The sequence below is a fragment of the Actinocorallia aurantiaca genome (genome assembly GCF_039533685.1).
In the GTDB taxonomy this organism is placed as follows: domain Bacteria; phylum Actinomycetota; class Actinomycetes; order Streptosporangiales; family Streptosporangiaceae; genus Actinocorallia; species Actinocorallia aurantiaca.
Map to the genome: position 1 here is coordinate 94,921 of NZ_BAAATZ010000016.1, position 18,427 is coordinate 113,347.

The 18,427-nt window shown below is 68.3% G+C and carries 16 protein-coding genes and 1 pseudogene; 7 read left to right on the forward strand and 10 right to left on the reverse strand.

What is annotated here, in order from left to right; genetic code table 11:
• Positions 1 to 1,641: protein kinase domain-containing protein (locus tag ABD327_RS20840; protein WP_344452220.1), on the reverse strand; the 1,641-nt coding region annotated here is incomplete at its 3' end.
• A gap of 403 nt (positions 1,642 to 2,044) precedes the next feature.
• Here ABD327_RS20840 and ABD327_RS20845 point away from each other — a divergent pair.
• From ABD327_RS20845 to ABD327_RS20855, 3 genes are all read left to right on the forward strand, one after another.
• Complete coding sequence (locus tag ABD327_RS20845) at positions 2,045 to 2,236, forward strand: DUF2795 domain-containing protein (protein WP_344452221.1); 192 nt, start codon at positions 2,045 to 2,047, stop codon at positions 2,234 to 2,236.
• Between the two features lie 639 nt (positions 2,237 to 2,875).
• Complete coding sequence (locus tag ABD327_RS20850) at positions 2,876 to 3,727, forward strand: glycosyltransferase family 2 protein (RefSeq protein ID WP_344452241.1); 852 nt, start codon at positions 2,876 to 2,878, stop codon at positions 3,725 to 3,727.
• Positions 3,724 to 4,614, forward strand: coding sequence for a glycosyltransferase family 2 protein (locus ABD327_RS20855; RefSeq protein ID WP_344452223.1), 891 nt, complete (start codon positions 3,724 to 3,726; stop codon positions 4,612 to 4,614). The genes ABD327_RS20850 and ABD327_RS20855 overlap by 4 nt, the downstream gene beginning before the upstream one ends.
• A 148-nt stretch (positions 4,615 to 4,762) precedes the next feature.
• Here the strand turns inward: ABD327_RS20855 and ABD327_RS20860 are convergent, their stop codons facing one another.
• Positions 4,763 to 5,830: a DUF6670 family protein gene (locus tag ABD327_RS20860; protein WP_344452224.1), complete on the reverse strand. Its 1,068-nt coding sequence runs from the start codon at positions 5,828 to 5,830 to the stop codon at positions 4,763 to 4,765.
• Between the two features lie 288 nt (positions 5,831 to 6,118).
• On the opposite strand from ABD327_RS20860, the gene ABD327_RS20865 reads away from it, so the two are divergent.
• From ABD327_RS20865 to ABD327_RS20875, 3 genes are all read left to right on the forward strand, one after another.
• Positions 6,119 to 6,964, forward strand: a complete 846-nt coding sequence (locus ABD327_RS20865; RefSeq protein WP_344452225.1) for a peptidoglycan-binding protein — start codon at positions 6,119 to 6,121, stop codon at positions 6,962 to 6,964.
• Between the two features lie 62 nt (positions 6,965 to 7,026).
• Positions 7,027 to 7,920 carry a peptidase inhibitor family I36 protein gene (locus tag ABD327_RS20870; RefSeq protein WP_344452227.1) on the forward strand — a complete coding sequence of 298 codons (894 nt, stop codon included), beginning with the start codon at positions 7,027 to 7,029 and terminating at the stop codon, positions 7,918 to 7,920.
• Between the two features lie 35 nt (positions 7,921 to 7,955).
• Positions 7,956 to 8,912: a SpoIID/LytB domain-containing protein gene (locus tag ABD327_RS20875; RefSeq protein WP_344452229.1), complete on the forward strand. Its 957-nt coding sequence runs from the start codon at positions 7,956 to 7,958 to the stop codon at positions 8,910 to 8,912.
• A gap of 54 nt (positions 8,913 to 8,966) precedes the next feature.
• Here ABD327_RS20875 and ABD327_RS20880 read toward each other — a convergent pair whose 3' ends face one another.
• The 8 genes from ABD327_RS20880 to ABD327_RS20915 all read right to left on the reverse strand — a co-directional run bounded on the left by ABD327_RS20880 (position 8,967) and on the right by ABD327_RS20915 (position 17,753).
• Positions 8,967 to 10,025, reverse strand: coding sequence for an NBR1-Ig-like domain-containing protein (locus ABD327_RS20880; RefSeq protein ID WP_344452230.1), 1,059 nt, complete (start codon positions 10,023 to 10,025; stop codon positions 8,967 to 8,969).
• A gap of 162 nt (positions 10,026 to 10,187) precedes the next feature.
• The gene (ypfJ, locus tag ABD327_RS20885) at positions 10,188 to 11,057 is read right to left on the reverse strand and encodes a KPN_02809 family neutral zinc metallopeptidase (protein ID WP_344452231.1); all 870 of its coding nucleotides are present in this window, start codon (positions 11,055 to 11,057) and stop codon (positions 10,188 to 10,190) included.
• Between the two features lie 75 nt (positions 11,058 to 11,132).
• Positions 11,133 to 12,146, reverse strand: coding sequence for a glycoside hydrolase family 26 protein (locus ABD327_RS20890; protein WP_344452232.1), 1,014 nt, complete (start codon positions 12,144 to 12,146; stop codon positions 11,133 to 11,135).
• Positions 12,143 to 13,726, reverse strand: coding sequence for an ArnT family glycosyltransferase (locus tag ABD327_RS20895; protein ID WP_344452234.1), 1,584 nt, complete (start codon positions 13,724 to 13,726; stop codon positions 12,143 to 12,145). The genes ABD327_RS20890 and ABD327_RS20895 overlap by 4 nt, the downstream gene beginning before the upstream one ends.
• A gap of 5 nt (positions 13,727 to 13,731) precedes the next feature.
• The gene (locus tag ABD327_RS20900) at positions 13,732 to 15,810 is read right to left on the reverse strand and encodes a galactose oxidase early set domain-containing protein (RefSeq protein ID WP_344452235.1); all 2,079 of its coding nucleotides are present in this window, start codon (positions 15,808 to 15,810) and stop codon (positions 13,732 to 13,734) included.
• Positions 15,811 to 15,860: 50 nt separating this feature from the next.
• Positions 15,861 to 16,376 carry a hypothetical protein gene (locus ABD327_RS20905; protein ID WP_344452236.1) on the reverse strand — a complete coding sequence of 172 codons (516 nt, stop codon included), beginning with the start codon at positions 16,374 to 16,376 and terminating at the stop codon, positions 15,861 to 15,863.
• On the reverse strand, positions 16,376 to 17,035 hold the full coding sequence (locus ABD327_RS20910) for a GtrA family protein (RefSeq protein WP_344452238.1): 660 nt from the start codon (positions 17,033 to 17,035) through the stop codon (positions 16,376 to 16,378). The genes ABD327_RS20905 and ABD327_RS20910 overlap by 1 nt, the downstream gene beginning before the upstream one ends.
• Complete coding sequence (locus tag ABD327_RS20915) at positions 17,016 to 17,753, reverse strand: polyprenol monophosphomannose synthase (protein ID WP_344452239.1); 738 nt, start codon at positions 17,751 to 17,753, stop codon at positions 17,016 to 17,018. Before ABD327_RS20915 ends, ABD327_RS20910 begins: the two co-directional genes overlap by 20 nt.
• Before the next feature lie 206 nt (positions 17,754 to 17,959).
• Between ABD327_RS20915 and ABD327_RS20920 the strand changes: the two are divergent.
• Positions 17,960 to 18,427 (forward strand): annotated as a pseudogene (locus ABD327_RS20920) (hypothetical protein); the annotation flags it as partial.

Below are 18,427 nucleotides of genomic sequence, written 5' to 3' on the forward strand. Positions count from 1 at the left end.
CACGTTTCCCTGATCCCGCTCCAGAATGGCCAGGTTGTACATAGCCGATGGTGACACCTCGGAATGCCCGGACTCAATGGCCTTGATGAACCAAGAGCGCGCGGCATCCACATCGTGACCCTGATCCCGCTCCAGAAAGGCCAGGTCAAGCATCGCCCACGGCGCCTCGTGGGGGTGTTCGGAGTTTATGGTCTTGATGAACCAGGAGCGTGCGGCTTCGACGTCGTTCCTTTGGTTACGCTCCAGAAAGGCCAAGTTGCGCATGGCCATCGGCGCCTGGTCCGAGTGCCCGGACTCAATGGCCTTGATGAACCAAGAGCGCGCAGCTTCGACGTCGTTCCCTTGATCCCGCTCCAAAATGGCCAAGTCCCGCATCGCCGATGGCGCCACCTCCGAATGCCCGGACTCAAGGGCCTTGATGAACCAAGAGCGTGCGGCATCCACATCCCCCTGATCCCATTCCAGAAGGGCCAAGTCGCGCATCGCCCACGGCGCCTCGTGGGGGTGTTCGGAGTCTATGGTCTTGATGAACCAAGAGCGTGCGGCATCAACGTCGTTCCCCTGGTTCCGCTCCAGAAAGGCCAAGTTGCGCATGGCCATCGGCGCCTGGTCCGGGTGCTCGGACTCAATGGCCTTGATGAACCAAGAGCGTGCGGCATCCACATCGTGACCCTGATCCCGCTCCAAAATGGCCAAGTCCCGCATCGCCGATGGTGCCACCTCCGAATGCCCGGACTCTATGGCCTTGATGAACCAGGAGCGTGCGGCTTCGATGTCGCCGGCTCCTGCTCGGTCGGTCGCTGCGGCGAGGAGTTCTCTGTCGTCGGGTGGGCCGACCACCAGGGAGTTGAGGACGAAGGCGTGGTCGGGGCGGTGGTCGGGGTCTTTGTGGAGCAGTCTTTGGATGAGTTCCCCGAGGTGGTGAGGGGTGCCGGGGTGCGTGATGGGCGGTGGGGGGAGAGTGAGGTGCTGGCCCATGAAGGCGGTGACGGTGGGGCCGGGGAAGGGCGGGGCGCCCGTGAGGAGGGCGTGCAGGATGGCTCCCACCGCATAGAGGTCCGTGCGGTGGTCGACGGGCCGGCCCAGCCATTGTTCGGGTGCCATGTAAGCGGGTGTCCCGATCTGACGGCCGTCGAGACTGTGGACGGCGGACGCCTCGGCGATGTGGGCGATACCGAAGTCACAGATTTTGACCTCGTCATCGGCCAGGAGCATGAGGTTGCCCGGTTTGAGGTCCCGGTGCACGATTCCGTGCTCATGGGCGGCGCTCAGGGCCCGCACCACCTGCCCGATCAGCCTCACCGCCCGGGCGGGCTCCAGGCCCTGCGGATGCTCGACTAGTTCACGGCCGAGATCCTTGCCTTCGAGGAACTCCATCACGAGGTACCACTGCCCGTCGTACTCCCCGAAGTCCTCGACCGACGTGACTCCAGGGTGGTTCAGCCGGACCGCTATCCGCGCCTCCTGCCGGAACTTGCTCAGCCACAGCGGTTCGGAGTCCGCCACATGCCGGTGCAGGAACTTGACGGCCACCCGTCGGCCCCGCAGCAGATCCTCAGCCGTCCACACCTCACCGAACGCGCCCCGTCCCAGTTTCTCCCCTACCCGGTAACGCCCGGCGACCTCCAGCCCCGTCCGCACTCACGCCTCCCAGATTTCGGCCGTCACACCATCATCCCGGCTCGGCCATCTTCCACACCAGGAGAAATCACATGGACTGCCTGGAGGCCTGAGCTCCCCCGCACAGAAGGTCCGCCTCCTACGTGGAAGTGCAAGGCCGGTGATGACGGTCCGGCTGCGCGCGAGCGCGGTTTCGAGCTCGCCTACCTCGCCGGACTCCACTTACGCGGAGCGCTCCTCTGGATCCGCAGCCTCTCAGGCACATGAAGATCCGGACCCAGAACACGCCCTAGATGAACTGACCGCAAACCAGCCGTCCGGAAACCTCGAGGCACCCAGGGGTGCGTGATTGCTCGGCCGGTGGTGGGGAGGGGATGGGTATCCGGCGTCAGCCGGTGTGCGGACGGGAAGGGGAGACCGAGACATGGCACAGGCGGATTTCATCCGGATTCAGAAATATTTGTCGGGGATCGATTATTCGGCCGACAAGGACCGGATCTGCGAGCACGCCCAGCGGAACGGCGCGGACGAGGAGGCGCTGGAGACACTCCGCTGGATTCCCGAAGGAGACTATGACGGCCCTGACAAGGTGAGCAAGGCCGTCGCTGGGTCTTGACCGCGAGTCGGCTTCCGCGCGGCATGGCGAGCGAACGAGCGAGCGAGCGAGAAGTACGTCGACGGCACCGTGAAACTGTTGGCGGGAGCAGAAGGCGACTCGGCTCCAGGGCGGGCGGAGACACGCGCCTGAAGCCGCCCGGCCGATGGGCGCGGACACTGACGGTGCGCCCGCGGTGCCCGTCGACCGACCGAAGTCCGGAGCCCGCCGAGAGGAAGCGGACCACCGGGACCTGCCTCGAAAACGAGGTGATGCCGGACGGGCATGGCAGCAGTCCGGGCGTACTCGCACCGTCGAGCTCCAGCCGCATTCTCGACTGGCCTCTTTCTTCACGCCTTCTCGAACGCGCAGTGACATACGGCACTAAAAGTACCCGGATTGGGTCTTTTGGTTACTTAATGCCGGGTATCGCATCGACGTTCTCGGGTGTCGAGGGAGGTGACGGGTGCGGATTCCGGCGACCGGATGGTTCGTCTCCATGAGGAGGTCGGCGTGCCGCGTCGCGATCCCCCGCTTGCCGGTGCGGCCGGAGCGGGGTTCCCGTGCCGCCGCTCGGCGCACCGCCGTACGGCCCTCCGACCCGACCCGGGATTTTCCGGCGTTGCCGAGGCGGGAGGGGAAGCGGTGACCGATGCCGTGATGAGCGTGGTGATCGCCACCCGCGACCGGGGCGCGGAACTGGCCCGGACCCTGCGTCTGCTGACCGCGCTGCCCGACCGCCCTCAGATCGTCGTGGTCGACAACGCCTCTTCTGACGGCACCGCCGCGATGGTCGCCGCGGATTTCCCGCAGGTCCTCCTGATCCGGCTGGCGGCCAATACGGGGGCGGCGGCGCGCAACGTCGGCGTGCGCGCCGCCGGGACCCGGTATGTGGCGTTCAGCGATGATGATTCCTGGTGGGAGCGGGGAAGCCTGGATGCGGCCGCCCGGATTCTCGATGACCACCCCCGGCTCGGCCTGGTGGCGGCGACGACCCTGGTCGGGCCCGATCGCGAACCCGACCCGGTCAACGCGCTGATGGCGGCCTCTCCCCTGCCCGTCCGCCCGGATCTGCCCGGCCCGCCGGTCCGCGGCTTTCTCGCCTGCGCCTCGGTGGTGCGCCGGGCGGCGTTCCTGGACGCGGGCGGCTTCCACCCTCTGCTGTTCTTCAGCGGCGAGGAGGCGCTGCTCGCCATGGACCTGGCCGCGCGCGGCTGGGAGTGCTGCCATGTGGCGGAGCTGTGCGCGGTCCATGAGCCCTCGCAGGCGCGCCCGCCGGGCGGCAGGCGGGTGATCGAATTGCGCAACACGCTGCTCACGTCCTGGCTGCGCCGCCGGGTTCCGGTCGCCGCGAGCGAGACGGCCCGTCTGGCGCGGATGGCCGCGCACGACCTCGAGGCGCGGGCCGCTTTCGGGGCGGCTCTGCGCAGGCTGCCGCGCGCGTTGGCGCTCCGCCGTCCGGTGCCCGCCGGGGTCGAGCGCGAACTGCGACTCCTGGAGGGTTCGGCATGACCCGGTACTCGGTGGTGATCATGACATGGAACCGCTGCCCGGAGCTGCTGCGGACGCTTGAGGCCATGACGGGGCTACCGGGAGGTCCACCGGTGATCGTGGCCGACAACGGGTCGACGGACGGGACCTCGGCGATGGTCGAGGAGCGCTTTCCCCGCGTCGTCCTGCTGCGCCTGCGAGAGAACCTGGGGGCCGTCGCGCGTAACATCGCCGTCCGGCATGTGACCACGCCCTACGTGCTCTTCTGCGATGACGACACCTGGTGGCGGCCCGAGGCGCCCGACCGGGCGGCGGACCTGCTCGACGCCCATCCGCGCCTGGCGTCGGTGACGGGCCTGATCCTCGTGGAGCCGGACCGCACCGAGGATCCGCTGACGGCCGAGCTGCGGAGGTCGCCGCTGCCCGCACCGCCCTGGCTGCCCGGACCCGCGCTGCTCGGCATTCTGGCGGGCGCGTCCATGCTGCGGGTCCGGGCGTTCCGCGAGGCGGGCGGGTTCTCCCCGCGGCTGTGGCTGGGCGGAGAGGAGGAGTTGCTGGCGCTCGATCTCGCGGCGGCGGACTGGTGGATGTGCTGGGCCGAGCAGGTGGTGGTCCACCACGCGGCCTCACCCGCCCGGGACACCCGCCTCCGGAGGCGCCTGGGCATCCGTAACACGCTGTGGACGGCGGCGCTGCGCCTTCCCTGGCCCGACGTCCTGCGGCATGCGCGTACGGTCCTCGGCTCCGCGCCGCTGGATCGCACGACGCTCGCGGCCGTCGGTGACGCGATGGCGGGCCTGCCGTGGGTGTTGCGCGAACGCCGGGTCGTACCGGACCACGTGGCGTGCGGGCTGCGCATGCTGGAAGGACCGCGGCGGGCTTCCTCAGCACGGCGTTACGTGGGTTGAGCGGTGAGCCGGTACGCCGTGCGGTAAGCGGGCGGCGCCTTCGTACCCGATCCCGAGGGCACGATCAAGCGATCACGTGACGCCAACGCCGGTCACCGGTGGAACTCGATGAGTTCCGCCCGTGCTTCGGCGGGGACGTCTGTGGGGTTCAGCCGTCGCGGCGGTCGATGTACTCGACGTATCCGCGGCCGGTGATCGCTTCGTTCCGCCATTGGCCGGTGTAGGCGAAGCCTCCGACGAAGCCGGTTCCCAGGCCGTAGGTGAACGGGGTGTCCATGGTGGTCTCGAGCTCCAGCCACGGGCGGTCGCGGTCGCCGACGATGAATCTGGTTCGCTGGGGAAGGCGCATCGAACGGCCGTCGGGGGTGGGGGCCTCGGCCGGCCGGTATTCGAGGACCTCGTAGGTGGTGTCGTGGTGGACCGAGGTGTAGGCGTCCGTGGAGCGGAGCAGGGCGAAGGTCATCAGCGGGCGGCCGGCGATCGAGTACTGGCTGAGCAGGACCTGGTGGGTCGGGTCGAGATTGATGATGTGGTAGACGAAATGGTTCAGGGGAGCCTTGAACCGCGTCGGCAGGGGTTTGCTCCGCAGGAGGTACGGGCTCGGGCAGGCGCCGTACTCGAAGGCGCACAGGCCTTCGATCTGCTGCCGGTCTTCGCCGATCGCGACCTGGCCGCGGTAGTGGGACAACAGGCTCATGTGCTTGTAGACGGGGCTGTGGAAGAACCAGGAGACCTTGTCGGTGTTCTCGATGTCGATCGACAGGGTGAAATCCTCGACGGCGACTTCGACCTTGTAGTTCGGGTACGAACCGGTGATCTCCACTTCGCGGCCGAACCGGATCTCGCCGCCGTCGTCGCTGAACCGTCCGTCGCGCCCGATCTCGTAGTTGCCGAAATGGCGCGGATGGGTGGCGGCCGTGCCCGTGACCACTGATGCGTTCTTGCGGGGTTCGGCGGCCAGAGCGTGGTCGTTGTCGAACGCCAGCGATCCCGTCGCGCCGATGAGGGACATGATGCTGAAGTACCGGTGCGGTGCCGGCAGGTCGGGGATCATGACGCCGTAGTGCGTCCAGCCGAACCGGCGTGAGCGTGTGTGCGGCACCATCAGGTCCGTCTCGGTGAACGGCCGGCCCGCCAGCGAGTCCGCACGGTCGAACACCGAGCGCAACGCCCGCAGTGCACCGTGAGTCGCCGCGCCTGCAAGTCGGTTCGCCATGGCCGAACTAATACCACGGACCTTCCGCGCCGGACGGGAACGGGACCCCTTAAGATCTTGATCGGTTCGGGCGGGATGAGATGGTTTCGACCTGTCCGGACACCGCCCTGCGCGGTCGCGGTCCTTGCGTCCCGCCGCCGTCGGACGCCTGTCAGAGGCGTGTCCACCTGTAAGAAAGACCCTTTGGACAGGCTGACAACACGATCTTCTTGTGGACACATCGGCAGAACCGAGACGGTGATGTCCACCGCGGGAACCGCCCCCGGGACCCGAGACGCAGGAGAAACGATGAAGCCGCAATCATGCGCCGCCGCCCTCGTGGCGGCCGCCTTGTTCGCTTCCCTGACCGGAGCGTCCGGGACGTCCGCCGCACCGGTGGCCGCCGTCAAGGCCCTTCCGAAGGTGAACATGGAGGCCGTCGTCAAGGCGGCCCAGATCGACCCTCGGCGGGCCGACACGAAGCTGACCCCGGGAGCCAAGGCCGGCGTGCTCCTCGTCGAGAAGGCGCTGCGCGACCGCCGGCTTCTCGCCGCCAAGTGGGTGGACGGCTACTTCGGCACCACGACGGTCACCGCCTACAAGAAGTACCAGAAGTCGCTCGGCTTCACCGGTCTCGACGCCAACGGCCTGCCGGGCAAGGCGTCGCTCGTCAAGCTCGGAGCCGGTCGCTTCAAGGTCACCCGCGCCATCGGCCCGGGCTCCCGGGTGTCCAGCGGCGGCGTCCTCGTCAACACCCGCACGCGCAGCATGCTCACCGAGGCGAAGCGGCTGTTCGGCGGCAAGCTCGTCCTGGACCAGGGGTCGTACAACCCCGGCGGCGACCCCACGTCCGCGGGCACCCACGACGGCGGCGGCGCCCTCGACATCTCGGTGAAGGGGATGAACGCCGCCAGCCGCACCGCGGCCGTCCGCGCACTGCGCAAGGTCGGTTTCGCGGCATGGGTGCGCAGTCCCAAGCAGGGCGACTGGCCGTGGCACATCCACGCCGTCGCCATCAGCGACACCAGCCTCGCCGGCCAGGCCCAGAACCAGGTCGGCGACTACTACCTCGGTCTCAACGGGCTCTCCGGCCGCGGCCGGGACGACGGCCCGAAGGTGACCATCCGCACCTGGGAGGAGTACCAGCGCCGTTGACCTCTCCCCGAAACCTCAGTCCTACCGACAACGCCGACAGCACAGACAGAAGGAAGCACACCATGGGAAAACTCAACAAGATCCTCGTCGCGACGACCGCCGCGGCGGCGCTCGGCGGGACGGTGCTCGCCACCGCGTCGCCCGCCGCGGCGGCGACCCGCAACGGCGTCTGCGAGACCGGTGAGTTCTGCTACTACTTCAACAGCAACAACAAGGGATCGGTCTCCGACTTCACCAAGTCGGTCGCCGACTACGCCACCAAGCAGCCCTCCTGCTACGACTTCAAGGGCGCCGGCGCCGGCAAGGGCAAGTGCATCAAGAACGAAGCCGCCTCTGTCTGGAACCGCAGCAAGAAAACCGTCCGCGTCTACTTCAACAGCGGCTACAGCGGCAAGTACCAGGACTTCAAGGCCGGCGCCAAGGGCAACCTGAACTCCTCCCTGAAGAACCAGAACGCCTCGCACCAGTTCGGCCCGTCGAACTCGAAGCGCGTCAACATGTCGTACGCGCTGTACAAGGCCGGTAGTGGCCGGATCACCTGCGGCTTCGACGGTTACACCAACACCCCCGGCCGGCACGAGGGCATCGACCTCGCCCGCAGCGTGGGTTCGAAGGTCTACTCCCTGACGAGCGGCAAGGTCACCTACGTCGGGCGCGGCTACAACGGCAGGTCGGGTCTCTCCACGATCGCCATCTACAACGCCTCGCTGAAGAAGACGGTCGTCTACCTGCACTCCGCTCCGAAGTCCTCCCTGCGCGCGGGGCAGAACATCAAGCGCGGCCAGCTCATCGCCACCGAGGCGTGGCGCGGGGTCTCGTACAAGTCGAGCGCGCACACCCACGTCGAGATGCGCCCCGGACGCCAGACGGGCGCCTCCAAGAGCGTCGGCGACCCGGTCCTGAGCAACCCGAACCCGAACTCGTTCTGGATCTCCCAGGGCTACAACGTCCGATAACGCGCCGCGGCCTCTGAGAAGAGAAGAAGACGACTGTGTCCACACGAGCTGCACGACTGATCTCCCGGCTCATCGCAGCGTCCGCCGCAATGGTGGTCGGCGGGGTGGTGCTCGCCGCCCCGTCGCCCGCCTCGGCGGCCGGCCGTGACGGCGTCTGCCAGACCGGTGAGTTCTGCTACTACTTCAACAGCAACAACAAGGGATCGGTCTCCGACTTCACCAAGTCGGTCGCCGACTACGCCACCAAGCAGCCCTCCTGCTACGACTTCAAGGGCGCCGGCGCCGGCAAGGGCAAGTGCATCAAGAACGAAGCCGCCTCTGTCTGGAACCGCAGCAAGAAAACCGTCCGCGTCTACTTCAACAGCAAGTACAAGGGCGCTTACCAGGACTTCAAGCCCGGTTCCAAGGGCAACCTCGAAACCGGCCTGAAGAACCAGAACGCCTCGCACAGGTTCCTGAGCTCCACGCCGTCGACCCCGACCGGCTGCAAGACCGACGGCACGCACACCAAGCTCCCCACGACGATCCTCGTCTACCGGGAGTCCCTCAACCGCGTGGACCGGGTCAAGTTCAAGGACTACGTCAAGAACGTCCTGCCCAACGAGTGGTACGCGAGCTGGCCGAAGGAGTCCCTCAAGGCCGGGGCGGCCGCCGTCAAGAACTACGGCTGGTACTGGGCGCTGAGCTCGACGCGCAAGACGGCGAGCGGCAAGTGCTTCGACGTCTACGACAGCACGGGCAGCCAGGTGTACAGGCCCGGCTCCGCGAAGGCCGCGACGAACGCCGCGGTGAACACGATGTGGAAGACCCGGCTGACCAAGGGCGGGAAGATCTTCCAGGCCCAGTACTGCCAGAACACGACGGCGTGCTCCACGTGGTGGCGCAACGGCTCGTGGATGTCGCAGGAGGGTTCCCGCGACCTGGCCAGGAAGGGCTGGGGCTACTCCAAGATCCTCAAGTACTACTACAAGGGGATCGCCATCAAGTCCTGACCCTCTGAGAACCCCCCGGAACTGATTCCCCGCCGTGCCGCGCACGGCGGGGAATCAGCGTTCGGCGACGATGATCTGGAAGTTGACCGGCCTGCTTCCGGGGAACAGGAGCCTTCCCGAGGCGTCCGCCATCTTGAACCGCACGTAGCAGAAGCCCGGTTTCCGCGGTGTGGTGATCTCGGTCCGGATGTCGACGGTCTCGCCGGGGAACGTGTCCTTGATCGGCACCTCGGAGATGGTCTGGCACTGGTCGGCGCGCTGTGACGGGTCGAGGCGGCGCAGCACGTACCCCTTCCACGGCACGGTGCCGACGTTCTGGATCCGCCACACCTTGGTGACGGTCTTGCCAGGGCCGACGCGCGTGCAGTCGGGCAGCGTGACGTCCTCGACGAACACGGAGGCGTCGCCCTTGTTCGCCGGCGGGGCCGAAGGCGGGTTGGTCGGGGTCACCGGGCAGTCGGCCGGGGACAGCGCGATGACCGACGGGCTTCCAGACGGGTCCGGGTTCTGCCCGTCGGTCCCGGAGCCGCGGTTGAAGGCGGCCACGATGAGGACCACCGCCCCCGTACCGACGGCCGCTGCCGCGAGCGCTGCCACAGGGCGGGCCGGCCGGAATCGCCTGCGTCCGCCCGGCGCGGGGAGGATCGGCTGGGGGTTGCCCGAGATCTCGCCGGGCGGTGGCGGCGTAGGCGCGGATACCAGGTTCTCGCCGACCGGCCCGGGTGCTTGCGGCCTTGCGGCGATGTGCACGGTACGGCGTTCCACGGTGCCTGCGGCGAAGGTCGCGAGTTCCTCAGGCGGACGGCTCACCGGGGCGTCCGCGCCGGCCGGAGGGGTTCCGGCGCTCGCCGGTCTGACCGCCCGGTTCGCCTTCTCCCAGCGTTCGCGGTACTCGGCCGGGTCCTCGCCGCAGGCCTTGACGAACTCGACGGTGGTCTCCCAGCTCGGGAGCCGGTTGCCCTTCGTGGCTTCGTGCAGTGTCGTGTGGGAGATCGCCCCAGATCGTCCGGACATCTCCCGGAAAGATGGGTTGCCGACCGATTCGCGCAGTTCCTGCAGAGCCGCCGCGAAGCCCTCGATCGCCTCCGCCCGCGCACGCCTGTCGTCGTCCACCGGGCGAAGCTAACAGCACTGCGGTCTCCACTCAACCCGAACCGGCATCTGCGTACAAAGCTGGGCGAACAAGCACTACCAGTGCCAGATCTGGATCATCTTTCGGTGAAGTCGCCCTTCCGCAGGTGCCGAGGGGCGTCCGGACGGACCTGCGCTTCGCGCTCAGATCTCGCCCTTGAACGTGTCGCAGCGGTCGGGATCTCCGGAGGAGTAGCCCGTGGTCAGCCATGCGGCGCGCTGGGCGGAGGTGCCGTGCGTGAACGAGTCGGGCTGCACGTACCCCTGACTGCGCTGCTGGATGCGGTCGTCACCGACGGCCTGGGCCGCGCTCAGCGCCTGATCGAGATCCGCCTGAGTGATCTTGGCCAGATACCCCGTCTTCACCGCGTTGTGCATCCAGACTCCCGCGTAGCAGTCCGCCTGCAGTTCCAGCCGCACCGCGGGACTGGACGCTCCCGTGGCGCCCTGGCGCGTCCGGCTCATCGCCCCGAGCAGGTTCTGCGCGTGGTGCCCGTATTCGTGTCCGATCACGTAGGCCCGGGCGGCCGGCCCGCCCTGCGCCCCGTAGCCGGACTGCAGTTCGTCGAAGAAGGTGAGATCCAGGTACACCTTCTGGTCCGCAGGGCAGTAGAACGGTCCGACGTCCTTCGTCGCGTACCCGCATCCCGTCTGAGTGGCGCCCTCGAACAACTGCGTCCTGGCCGGCGCATATGTCAGCCCGTCTTCGGCGAAGGCCTTTTCCCAGTAGTTCTGGACGCTGTTCACCACCCCCACGACGAGGCAGTCCTCGTCCCGCTCGGCGTCCGCGCCCGTGAGGCACTTCTCCCGGAGGTCGCCCGCGTCCTGGACCCCCTGCGGCTGCCGCGCGTCCTGGCCGTCCTGCCCGCCGAACGGGTCGACGCCGAAGAAGAGGGCCACGAGCAGGCCGATGACGCCGACGACGCCGCCCCCGGCGGCGACGCCCCGGCCCCGGCCGCCACGGCCGACCTCGACCTGCGACGGATCGAGCCGCACATCGTCGTTGAAGTCCATGGACCTTTCAATAGCCGAGAAATTATCTGGATAAACCAGACAAAAGTGTGAGCTGTATCGAAAGATCTCTGGCGGTCAGGGAGCGGCGGGATCGAGTCTCAGCATCGGGTTCCTCGCCGCGTCCTTGAAGGCGGCGTGGGCGCCCGGGTCGGTGGTGAACCGCCAGTCCTTCTCCTTCTTGATGTGGAACCAGATCGCGCCGACCACGTCCTTGCGGGTCGCCACGCTGTGCCACAGGTCACCGATCTCGGCCGCCTTGTTGGGGCCCGGCGGCGCCCCGGTCTCGGGGATCAGTACCGGTTTGTTGGAGAACTTGCGGATCTGCCTGATGGTCGGGTCGAACAGGTCGCCGAACCGCATCGCGCTCCCCGGGCCGCTCCACTCGAAGTAGCCGATCGGCCCGACCCAGTCCACGTACTTCTGGCCCGGCCAGTAATCCTCGAGGTCGACGCCGCGCCCGTCGTTGATGTTCGGGCTCCAGAGCCAGATGGAGTTGGTGGCCCCGTAGAACATGAACTGGTCGTGGACGCGCTTGTAGGAGTTCAGCCAGTCCGCGGCGGTCGTCTTGTAGCCGGTCTTGCAGGCCACCGACTGCGGTCTGCGCTTCACGCACAGGCCCCACGGGTACCAGTCGCCGTTGAACTCGTGGCCCCAGTTGATCACGATCGGCATCGGCAGCGCGCGGATCGTCTCGGCCCAGTCCCGCAGCACGCCGTCGTACTTCCCCGCGGCCACGTCGGCCGCCGACATCCGCATCGGCTCCCACACGACCAGCGGGACCGCCCCGCCCTCCCAGATCTTCGTCACGTACTCGACGTCCAGCTTGTCGAGAAAGCTCACGTAGAACGCGACCAGGTTGGGCCTGCGGCCGGCGTCCTTGGCGAACTTCTCGATGACCTTCGGCTCCCGCACGTCGTTGACCGCCATCCCGAAGAACTTCTTCTTCGGCCGGATCAGCTCCCGGACGTCGTAGGGGACGGGCACGATGTTGCGCGCCTCATCGTTCCTGAGCACCTCGGCGCAGCCGGTCGCCGAGAACAGCGCCAGCATGAGAGCCGTCACCAGTCCGGCCAGGGTCCGTGTCCTCATGGCAGCTTCACCCAGATCATGTAGTTGCCGAACAGCTCGCCCTGGCCGTAGTAGAAGCGGGCGCGCAGCCGGTACTTCGGGTTCGCCTCGACCGTGTCCTGGATCTTCTTGTTGACCTCGGGTTCGACCTGGTCGTCCAGCATGATCATGTCGAACCTGGTCTGCTCCACGTACTTCAGGTACTTCTCCTGCAGGAACGGGTCGAGCAGGTCGTAGGTGGACACCCACTGTTCCAGAGTCGTCCGGTCGCCCAGGTAGTACTGCTGCACCTGCGGGACGCTGCTGAGGTAGAGGTCGTCCGGCTCCAGCTCCGCGTCGACGAGCTTCATCAGCATGGTCGAGTCCGGCCAGCCGTAGAACAGCTTCTCCGACTGCTGCATCCCGGGGACCAGCAGCAGCAGCCACGCCGCGATCGCGAACTGGGGGCTGCTGAAGTGGCGGCCCATCAGCCGGACCAGCCCCACCCCGACCAGCGGGGCGGCGAACATCAGGCCGAAGCCCAGGTGCTTGTGCAGCGCGACCTGGGTGTGGATGTAGGCCTGGTAGGCGGGGACGAGCAGACCCGACGAGAACAGCCCTGCGGCGAGGAAGAACCGCCAGACCTTCCCGGGGCTCACCGCCCCCTCCGGCCCCCTCTGCGCGAGCGGCACCTCGTTGAGCCGCTGGCTGCGCAGGTAGAGCACTCCCCCGAGCAGGGCCATCAGCAGGAACACCCCGCCGTACTCGGCGGCGAGCCGCAGGACCCACGCGGCCGACGCGTCGGTGTTGATCTCACGGTCGATGGTGGTGAACCTCAGGCCCTGGAGGAAGCCGCCGAAGGCCACCCACAGGCCGATGAACACGCCCGTCATCGCGAACAGCCCGACGCCCCGCAGCAGCGACCGCACGGCTCCCCGGTAAGGCCAGGCCACGACCACCGCCAGCGCCACCACCGGCCCCGCGAACATCGCCGCGGCGTACTTGACGGCGAACGCCAGCGACAGCAGGAACGGCACGATGATCATCAGCGGCCAGGACGGCCGCCGGTCGAACCTCACCACCAGCCAGAACGCCACCGTGATGAAGAGCAGCGCCGGGGCGTCGAAGGTGGCGAAGTTCCCCATGTAGGTGGTGGCCTCGATGACCGCGTACGCCGCCGCGGCCGCCAGCGCGGCCCGCACGTTGAACAGCCGGACGGTCAGCGAGTAGATCAGCGCGGTCACCCCGGCCATGCACAGCAGGCTCACGAACCGCGCCCCCGCGAGGCCGAAGACGCTGTCGACCAGCGCCGCCGCGACCGGATACAGGTAGGGGGCGCCGGAGAAGATGTCCAGGAAGCCCTGGGGCGGCTTCGCGCCGTCGCCGAACCACAGGTCCAGGTACATGTGGCCCGCGTAGAGGTACAGCGCCTCGTCCTGGTAGGCCGTGTTCATCAGGCGCAGGGACAGCAGCCCCTGAACGAGAAGGATCCCTGCCAGCGCCGCGAGGCCCACCCTGCTCCGCCGCCTGGTCGGCGCGGCCGACCAGGCCATGGGCGGAGCCGCCGGCACCACGTAGCGGTGCAGAAGGTCGGGGATGGTCTGGAGGGGATTGCCCTTCACAGCGGTCAGGAGATCTTCACCCACTTCGCGACGGAGGGCACTCCGTCGGCGTTCACGGTGAACAGCATGTACCAGCCGGGCGGGGTGAGGTTCCGGTTCTTGTCGAGCGTCACCCGCGGCCGGGTGCCGTTGCCGCTGACCTTCAGGTCGACGTAACGCTGGTTCGGGTCGGAGGAGTGCGTCACCGCCGACGGGCGGATCAGCACGGCCCGCGCGATCGCGCCGTTGGTGGACAGCCGCCCGGTGCCGCCGTACCGGAGCGACTTCGGCGCCGACTTGATCACCGGGCGGTTGTTCTTGTACAGGTAGCCCGGCGTGTAGATCGACACGCTGGTGTCGAAGCTGTTGTCGGCGGGGTTGCCGCCCGCGGCGAGGATGCGGCCGTCCGGCAGCAGCATCGCGGTGTTGTGGTAGCCGCGGCCCTTCGGGTCGGCGGGGATTCCGCGCTGGAAGCCGCCGGTGTTCGGGTCGTAGATGCTCGCCTCGCGGACCGCGTTGCGGCGGGTGTACGCGGCGCCGGCCGTCTCGAAGATCTTGCCGTCCGGCATCAGCACCAGCGACGGGTACATCTTGCCCGCCGGAAGGTTCTTCTTGCCCGGCCGGTACTTCGGGTCGCCGCTCTTGAGGTCGATGACGTCGACGGTGTTGTGGGCGTGCGGTTCGTCACCGCTGCCCTGCGGGGTGTTGCTCAGCTTGTTGACGTCGCCGCCGCCCATGATGACGACCCGCTGGTCCTGCGCGGGCGGCATGAGCAGGCTCATCGACTGGTCGCGCTCCTTGGGCCGGCGCAGGCCGGGCACCTCGGTCACGTTGCCGGTCTTCGGGTCGAAGACCGCCGCGGTGTGGAACGACTGGTCCTCGGGGCGGAACTTCGGGTAGCTGAACGTGTAGGAGCCGCTGTAGAACAGCCGCCCGTCCTGCATGAGGATCATGCCGGGGTAGGTGCCCCAGTCGATGTAGTTCTTGGTGGCCGCGGCTCCGAGCCATCTCTTCTTCGACCACGAGAAGACCTCGGTCTGGAAGGAGTTCTCGGTACGGTCCATGTACTCGCGGTAGCCGCCGAACGAGTACACGTCGCCGTTGCCCATCACGGTCGCCGACGGATACCAGTGGCCGGTCACCATGTCGTTGGTCTTCCGGTAGGTCTCGTTGACCGGGTCGAAGATGTACGACGACTTGAGGCCGGCGTAGGCGCTCTCGCCGTCGCCGCGGTCGTAGTTGCCGGTGCCGCCCATGATGAGGATCCGGCCGTCCGGCAGCTGGGCGTGGCCCGCGCAGAACATGTCCGAAGGCGTCGCGATGACCTTGAAGGCGCCGGTCTTCGGGTCGTAGATCTGCGAGGTGAAGGTGCCGGCCCGGAAGTTCGGGTCGGAGTTGCCGCTGCCCGCGATGAGCAGGACCTTGCCGGTGCGCGGCAGCACCACGGCGTGGATGGAGCGGACCCGGTCGGAGGCCTGCCGGACCTTCCACGTGCCCGTCTTGCACTTCTTGCCGCCCACGCACCGCGACCGCTTGATGGACACCGGGACCCGGGTCAGCACGGCGTCGTCGGCGATCAGGGTGCCCTTGCCGGTGAGCTCCACCGAGAAGCGCAGGGCGGTCGTGCCCGGCGGGACGGCGGCGACGCGGCCCTTGGCACGGCGGAAGCCGTCGCTGGCGCGCAGCGCGCCGATGGTGTACCAGCGCTGCCAGCCGCGGCCGGTCACCTTGCGCCACAGCACGACGCGCGCCTTGGCCGTCGACTTGTAGTGGAACGAGAGGTCGTAATGGTTGCCGACCACGGCCGAGGGCGCGCAGGACGCCTTCTGCGTGAAGCCGAGCACGCCGCCCTTGGCGTTGTTCAGCTTGACCTGCAGGGCGCGCTTGCCACTGCGGCTGCGGCCGGTCGTGCTGACCTTGCCGGCGGGCCTGCCCGTGGTGAGGGGCTGCCAGCACTTCGGGAAGCCTCCGGAGAGGCTCTCGAAGCCGGGCACCTTCAGCAGGTTGGGGGCGGCCTCGGCCGGGGAGACGGGCAGGAGGGCGGTCACGGTGACGCCCGCTGCCGTGAACACCGCGGCGGTGCGCCGACGGGCAAGGTAGATCATGGTGTCACCGTTCCTGAGGTGGGGGGAGGACGGGGAGTCGGGGAAACGGTCTAGGTCTCGCAGGCGAGCCCGTCGCCGTCGGGATCGAGACCGTGCCGGTCGTCGCCGCGGGAGGCGAGCGGCGACGGGAAGCCGAGATCGCGGAGCCATTCACAGCGTTCCTCGACGGTCTTCACCGAGGAGGGGAAGGTCCACGGGACGCACTGGCCGGTCTCTCCGTAGGCGTGGTCGCATCCGTCGCCCGGAGCGGCCGCGGGCGGCGCGCTGGGCGCCGGCCTCGGCGTGTGCACCCGGCCCGACAGCCCGGTGGCGTACGGCCGGACCTCCGGTTCGGTGTCGTCGGGGACGAACCCTTCGAGAAGGTCGGGGTCCTGCCCGGACGCGTTCTTCTCCGCGGCCACGGGCACCTGTTCCGCGACGCGCGAGGAGCCGGGACCGGCCTCCGACGGCCCGTCGCCGGAGCCGCCGTCCCTGAAGACCAGGACGAGGCACGACACCACCGCGAAGAGCACCATGACCGTGCCGGCGATACGCCATGTCCGGGGGCTCACCCGATAAGCAGCCATCAACTTCTCCGCAAAGCAGATGAATCCGGATTGCCACCGGACCCTACATACCGGCCGTGAGTCATCGGAACGCTTCGGTCGGACGTCCACGAGAAGAATTCCTCGATCGTGACCGTCCTCGCGACCATGAGGCTCTGCCGATGACGGCGCAGATGCGGACGGTCGCCGGCGGCCGCCGTCCGGCGGGGCGACGGCACCCGTGCGGGCGGCTTGCGGAACACCCAGCGCTTGTAGGCGTAGTACCGGAAGAACGTGGCGACTCCGGTGCCCAGAACCAGGCTGATGTTCCCGGCGATCGCCCCCCGCAGGACCAGTACGTAGTACGTGAAGCCGACGAAGAGCTGGGTGATCGCCAGACCGACGGCGTTGAGTATGAAGAAAAGCACGTATTCGCGCCCGACGTTCTCGGTCTTTCTGCCTTTGAACGTCCAGTGGCGGTTGGCGTAGAACGAAAAGGTGGCGGCTATCACGGTGGCCAGCCCGTTGGACGTGAGCGGTCCGATCCCCGCCGCCATCGTGAACAGGTTGAAGCAGCTGATCGTGATCACGAAGGCCACGGCGCCGACGCTGCCGAACTTCATGAGCTCCCGCGCGAGGCGGCGCAGGCGGGCGCCGAGCCCTCCCGCCGACCAGCGCCGGTCAGCGCCGAAGGAGATCACGGAACCCCCACCGGGTGACGCTCCACATCGCCTCGCCCACGATGTTGCCGCTCATCTTGCTGACGCCGATCTCGCGCTCCACGAAGTTGATGGGGACCTCCACCACGCGCAGGCCCGCGCGGACGCTCCGCAGCGCCATGTCGACCTGGAAGCAGTAGCCCCGCGAGTCGATCTCGTCCAGGCCGATCTTCTCGAGGGCGGTGCGGCGGAAGGCCCGGTACCCGGCGGTCGAGTCCCGGAGGTGGAAGCGGAGCATGGTCCGGGCGTAGAGGTTGCCGCCCCGGGAGAGCACCTCACGCGATCTGGGCCAGTTGTGCACCTTGCCGCCGGCCACCCAGCGGGAGCCGATCACGAGGTCCGCGTCCTGGTCCCGCAGCGCCGAGAGCAGGAGCGGAAGCTCCTCCGGACGGTGCGAGCCGTCGGCATCCATCTCGACCATCACGTCGTAGCCGGCTTCCAGCGCCCGGGTGAAGCCCGCGATGTAGGCGCCGCCGAGGCCGTCCTTGACGGTCCGGTGCAGCACCTGGATCTTGGGGTCGCGCGCGGCGTGCTCGTCGGCCAGCCGGCCGGTGCCGTCGGGGCTGTTGTCGTCGATGACCAGGATGTCGGCATCCGGAGTCGCGGCCCGGACTCTCCCGACGACCCTGGGGAGGTTCTCCAGCTCGTTGTACGTCGGAATGATCACGACGACTCTGCCGAGACCAGCCGGAATTGCCATGACAACACTTCCTTAATCCCACGGGAAGGATCACTTGTTCCGCGGGAGCACTCGCCGCTCACAGCCCCCGAGGTTCACATGAATAAACACACAATCACGCAAAGTACCTTATGTGCCTATAATCCGGGAGCTCGTAGTTTCAACGACCGGTTCCGAGGGCAACGGGCGTCCGGCCGGAGGCGGGACGTGCGCGGGGGAGCGTGACAGTGACCGAGGTGAACGACCCGGCCCGAGCACCATGGGACGCGTCGAACTACGACTGGTGGGCCGACCTGCGTGATCACAGCCCTCTCGCATCGCTGCCGTCCGGCCCTCCCGCCGAATCGGCGCGGGTCCGGGTCACCGGACGGCCCCCGACGCCACCGCCGAGGCGCGGCGGGACCGCCCCTCCTGCGAGCGCCCGGCCGCCCGCCTCCGGAACCCCTCCCAGCCGCCCCGCTCCCCGGAACAACGCCGCCGCCCCAGGTGTGACGAACAACACCAGGCCGGCCTCCTCCCCTCCCGCGGCTCCCGCCCCGCCGCCCCGCCACAGCCCCGCTCCCCCGCCACAGCGCCGCAGCGCCGCTCCCCCGCCCCCTCGCAACGGCCCCGGTCACGTACCTCCTGTCAACGGCCGGCCCGCACCTCCCGCCGCCGCCCGCCCCGCCGCCGCCCGCCCCGCCGGTCCGGTGGCC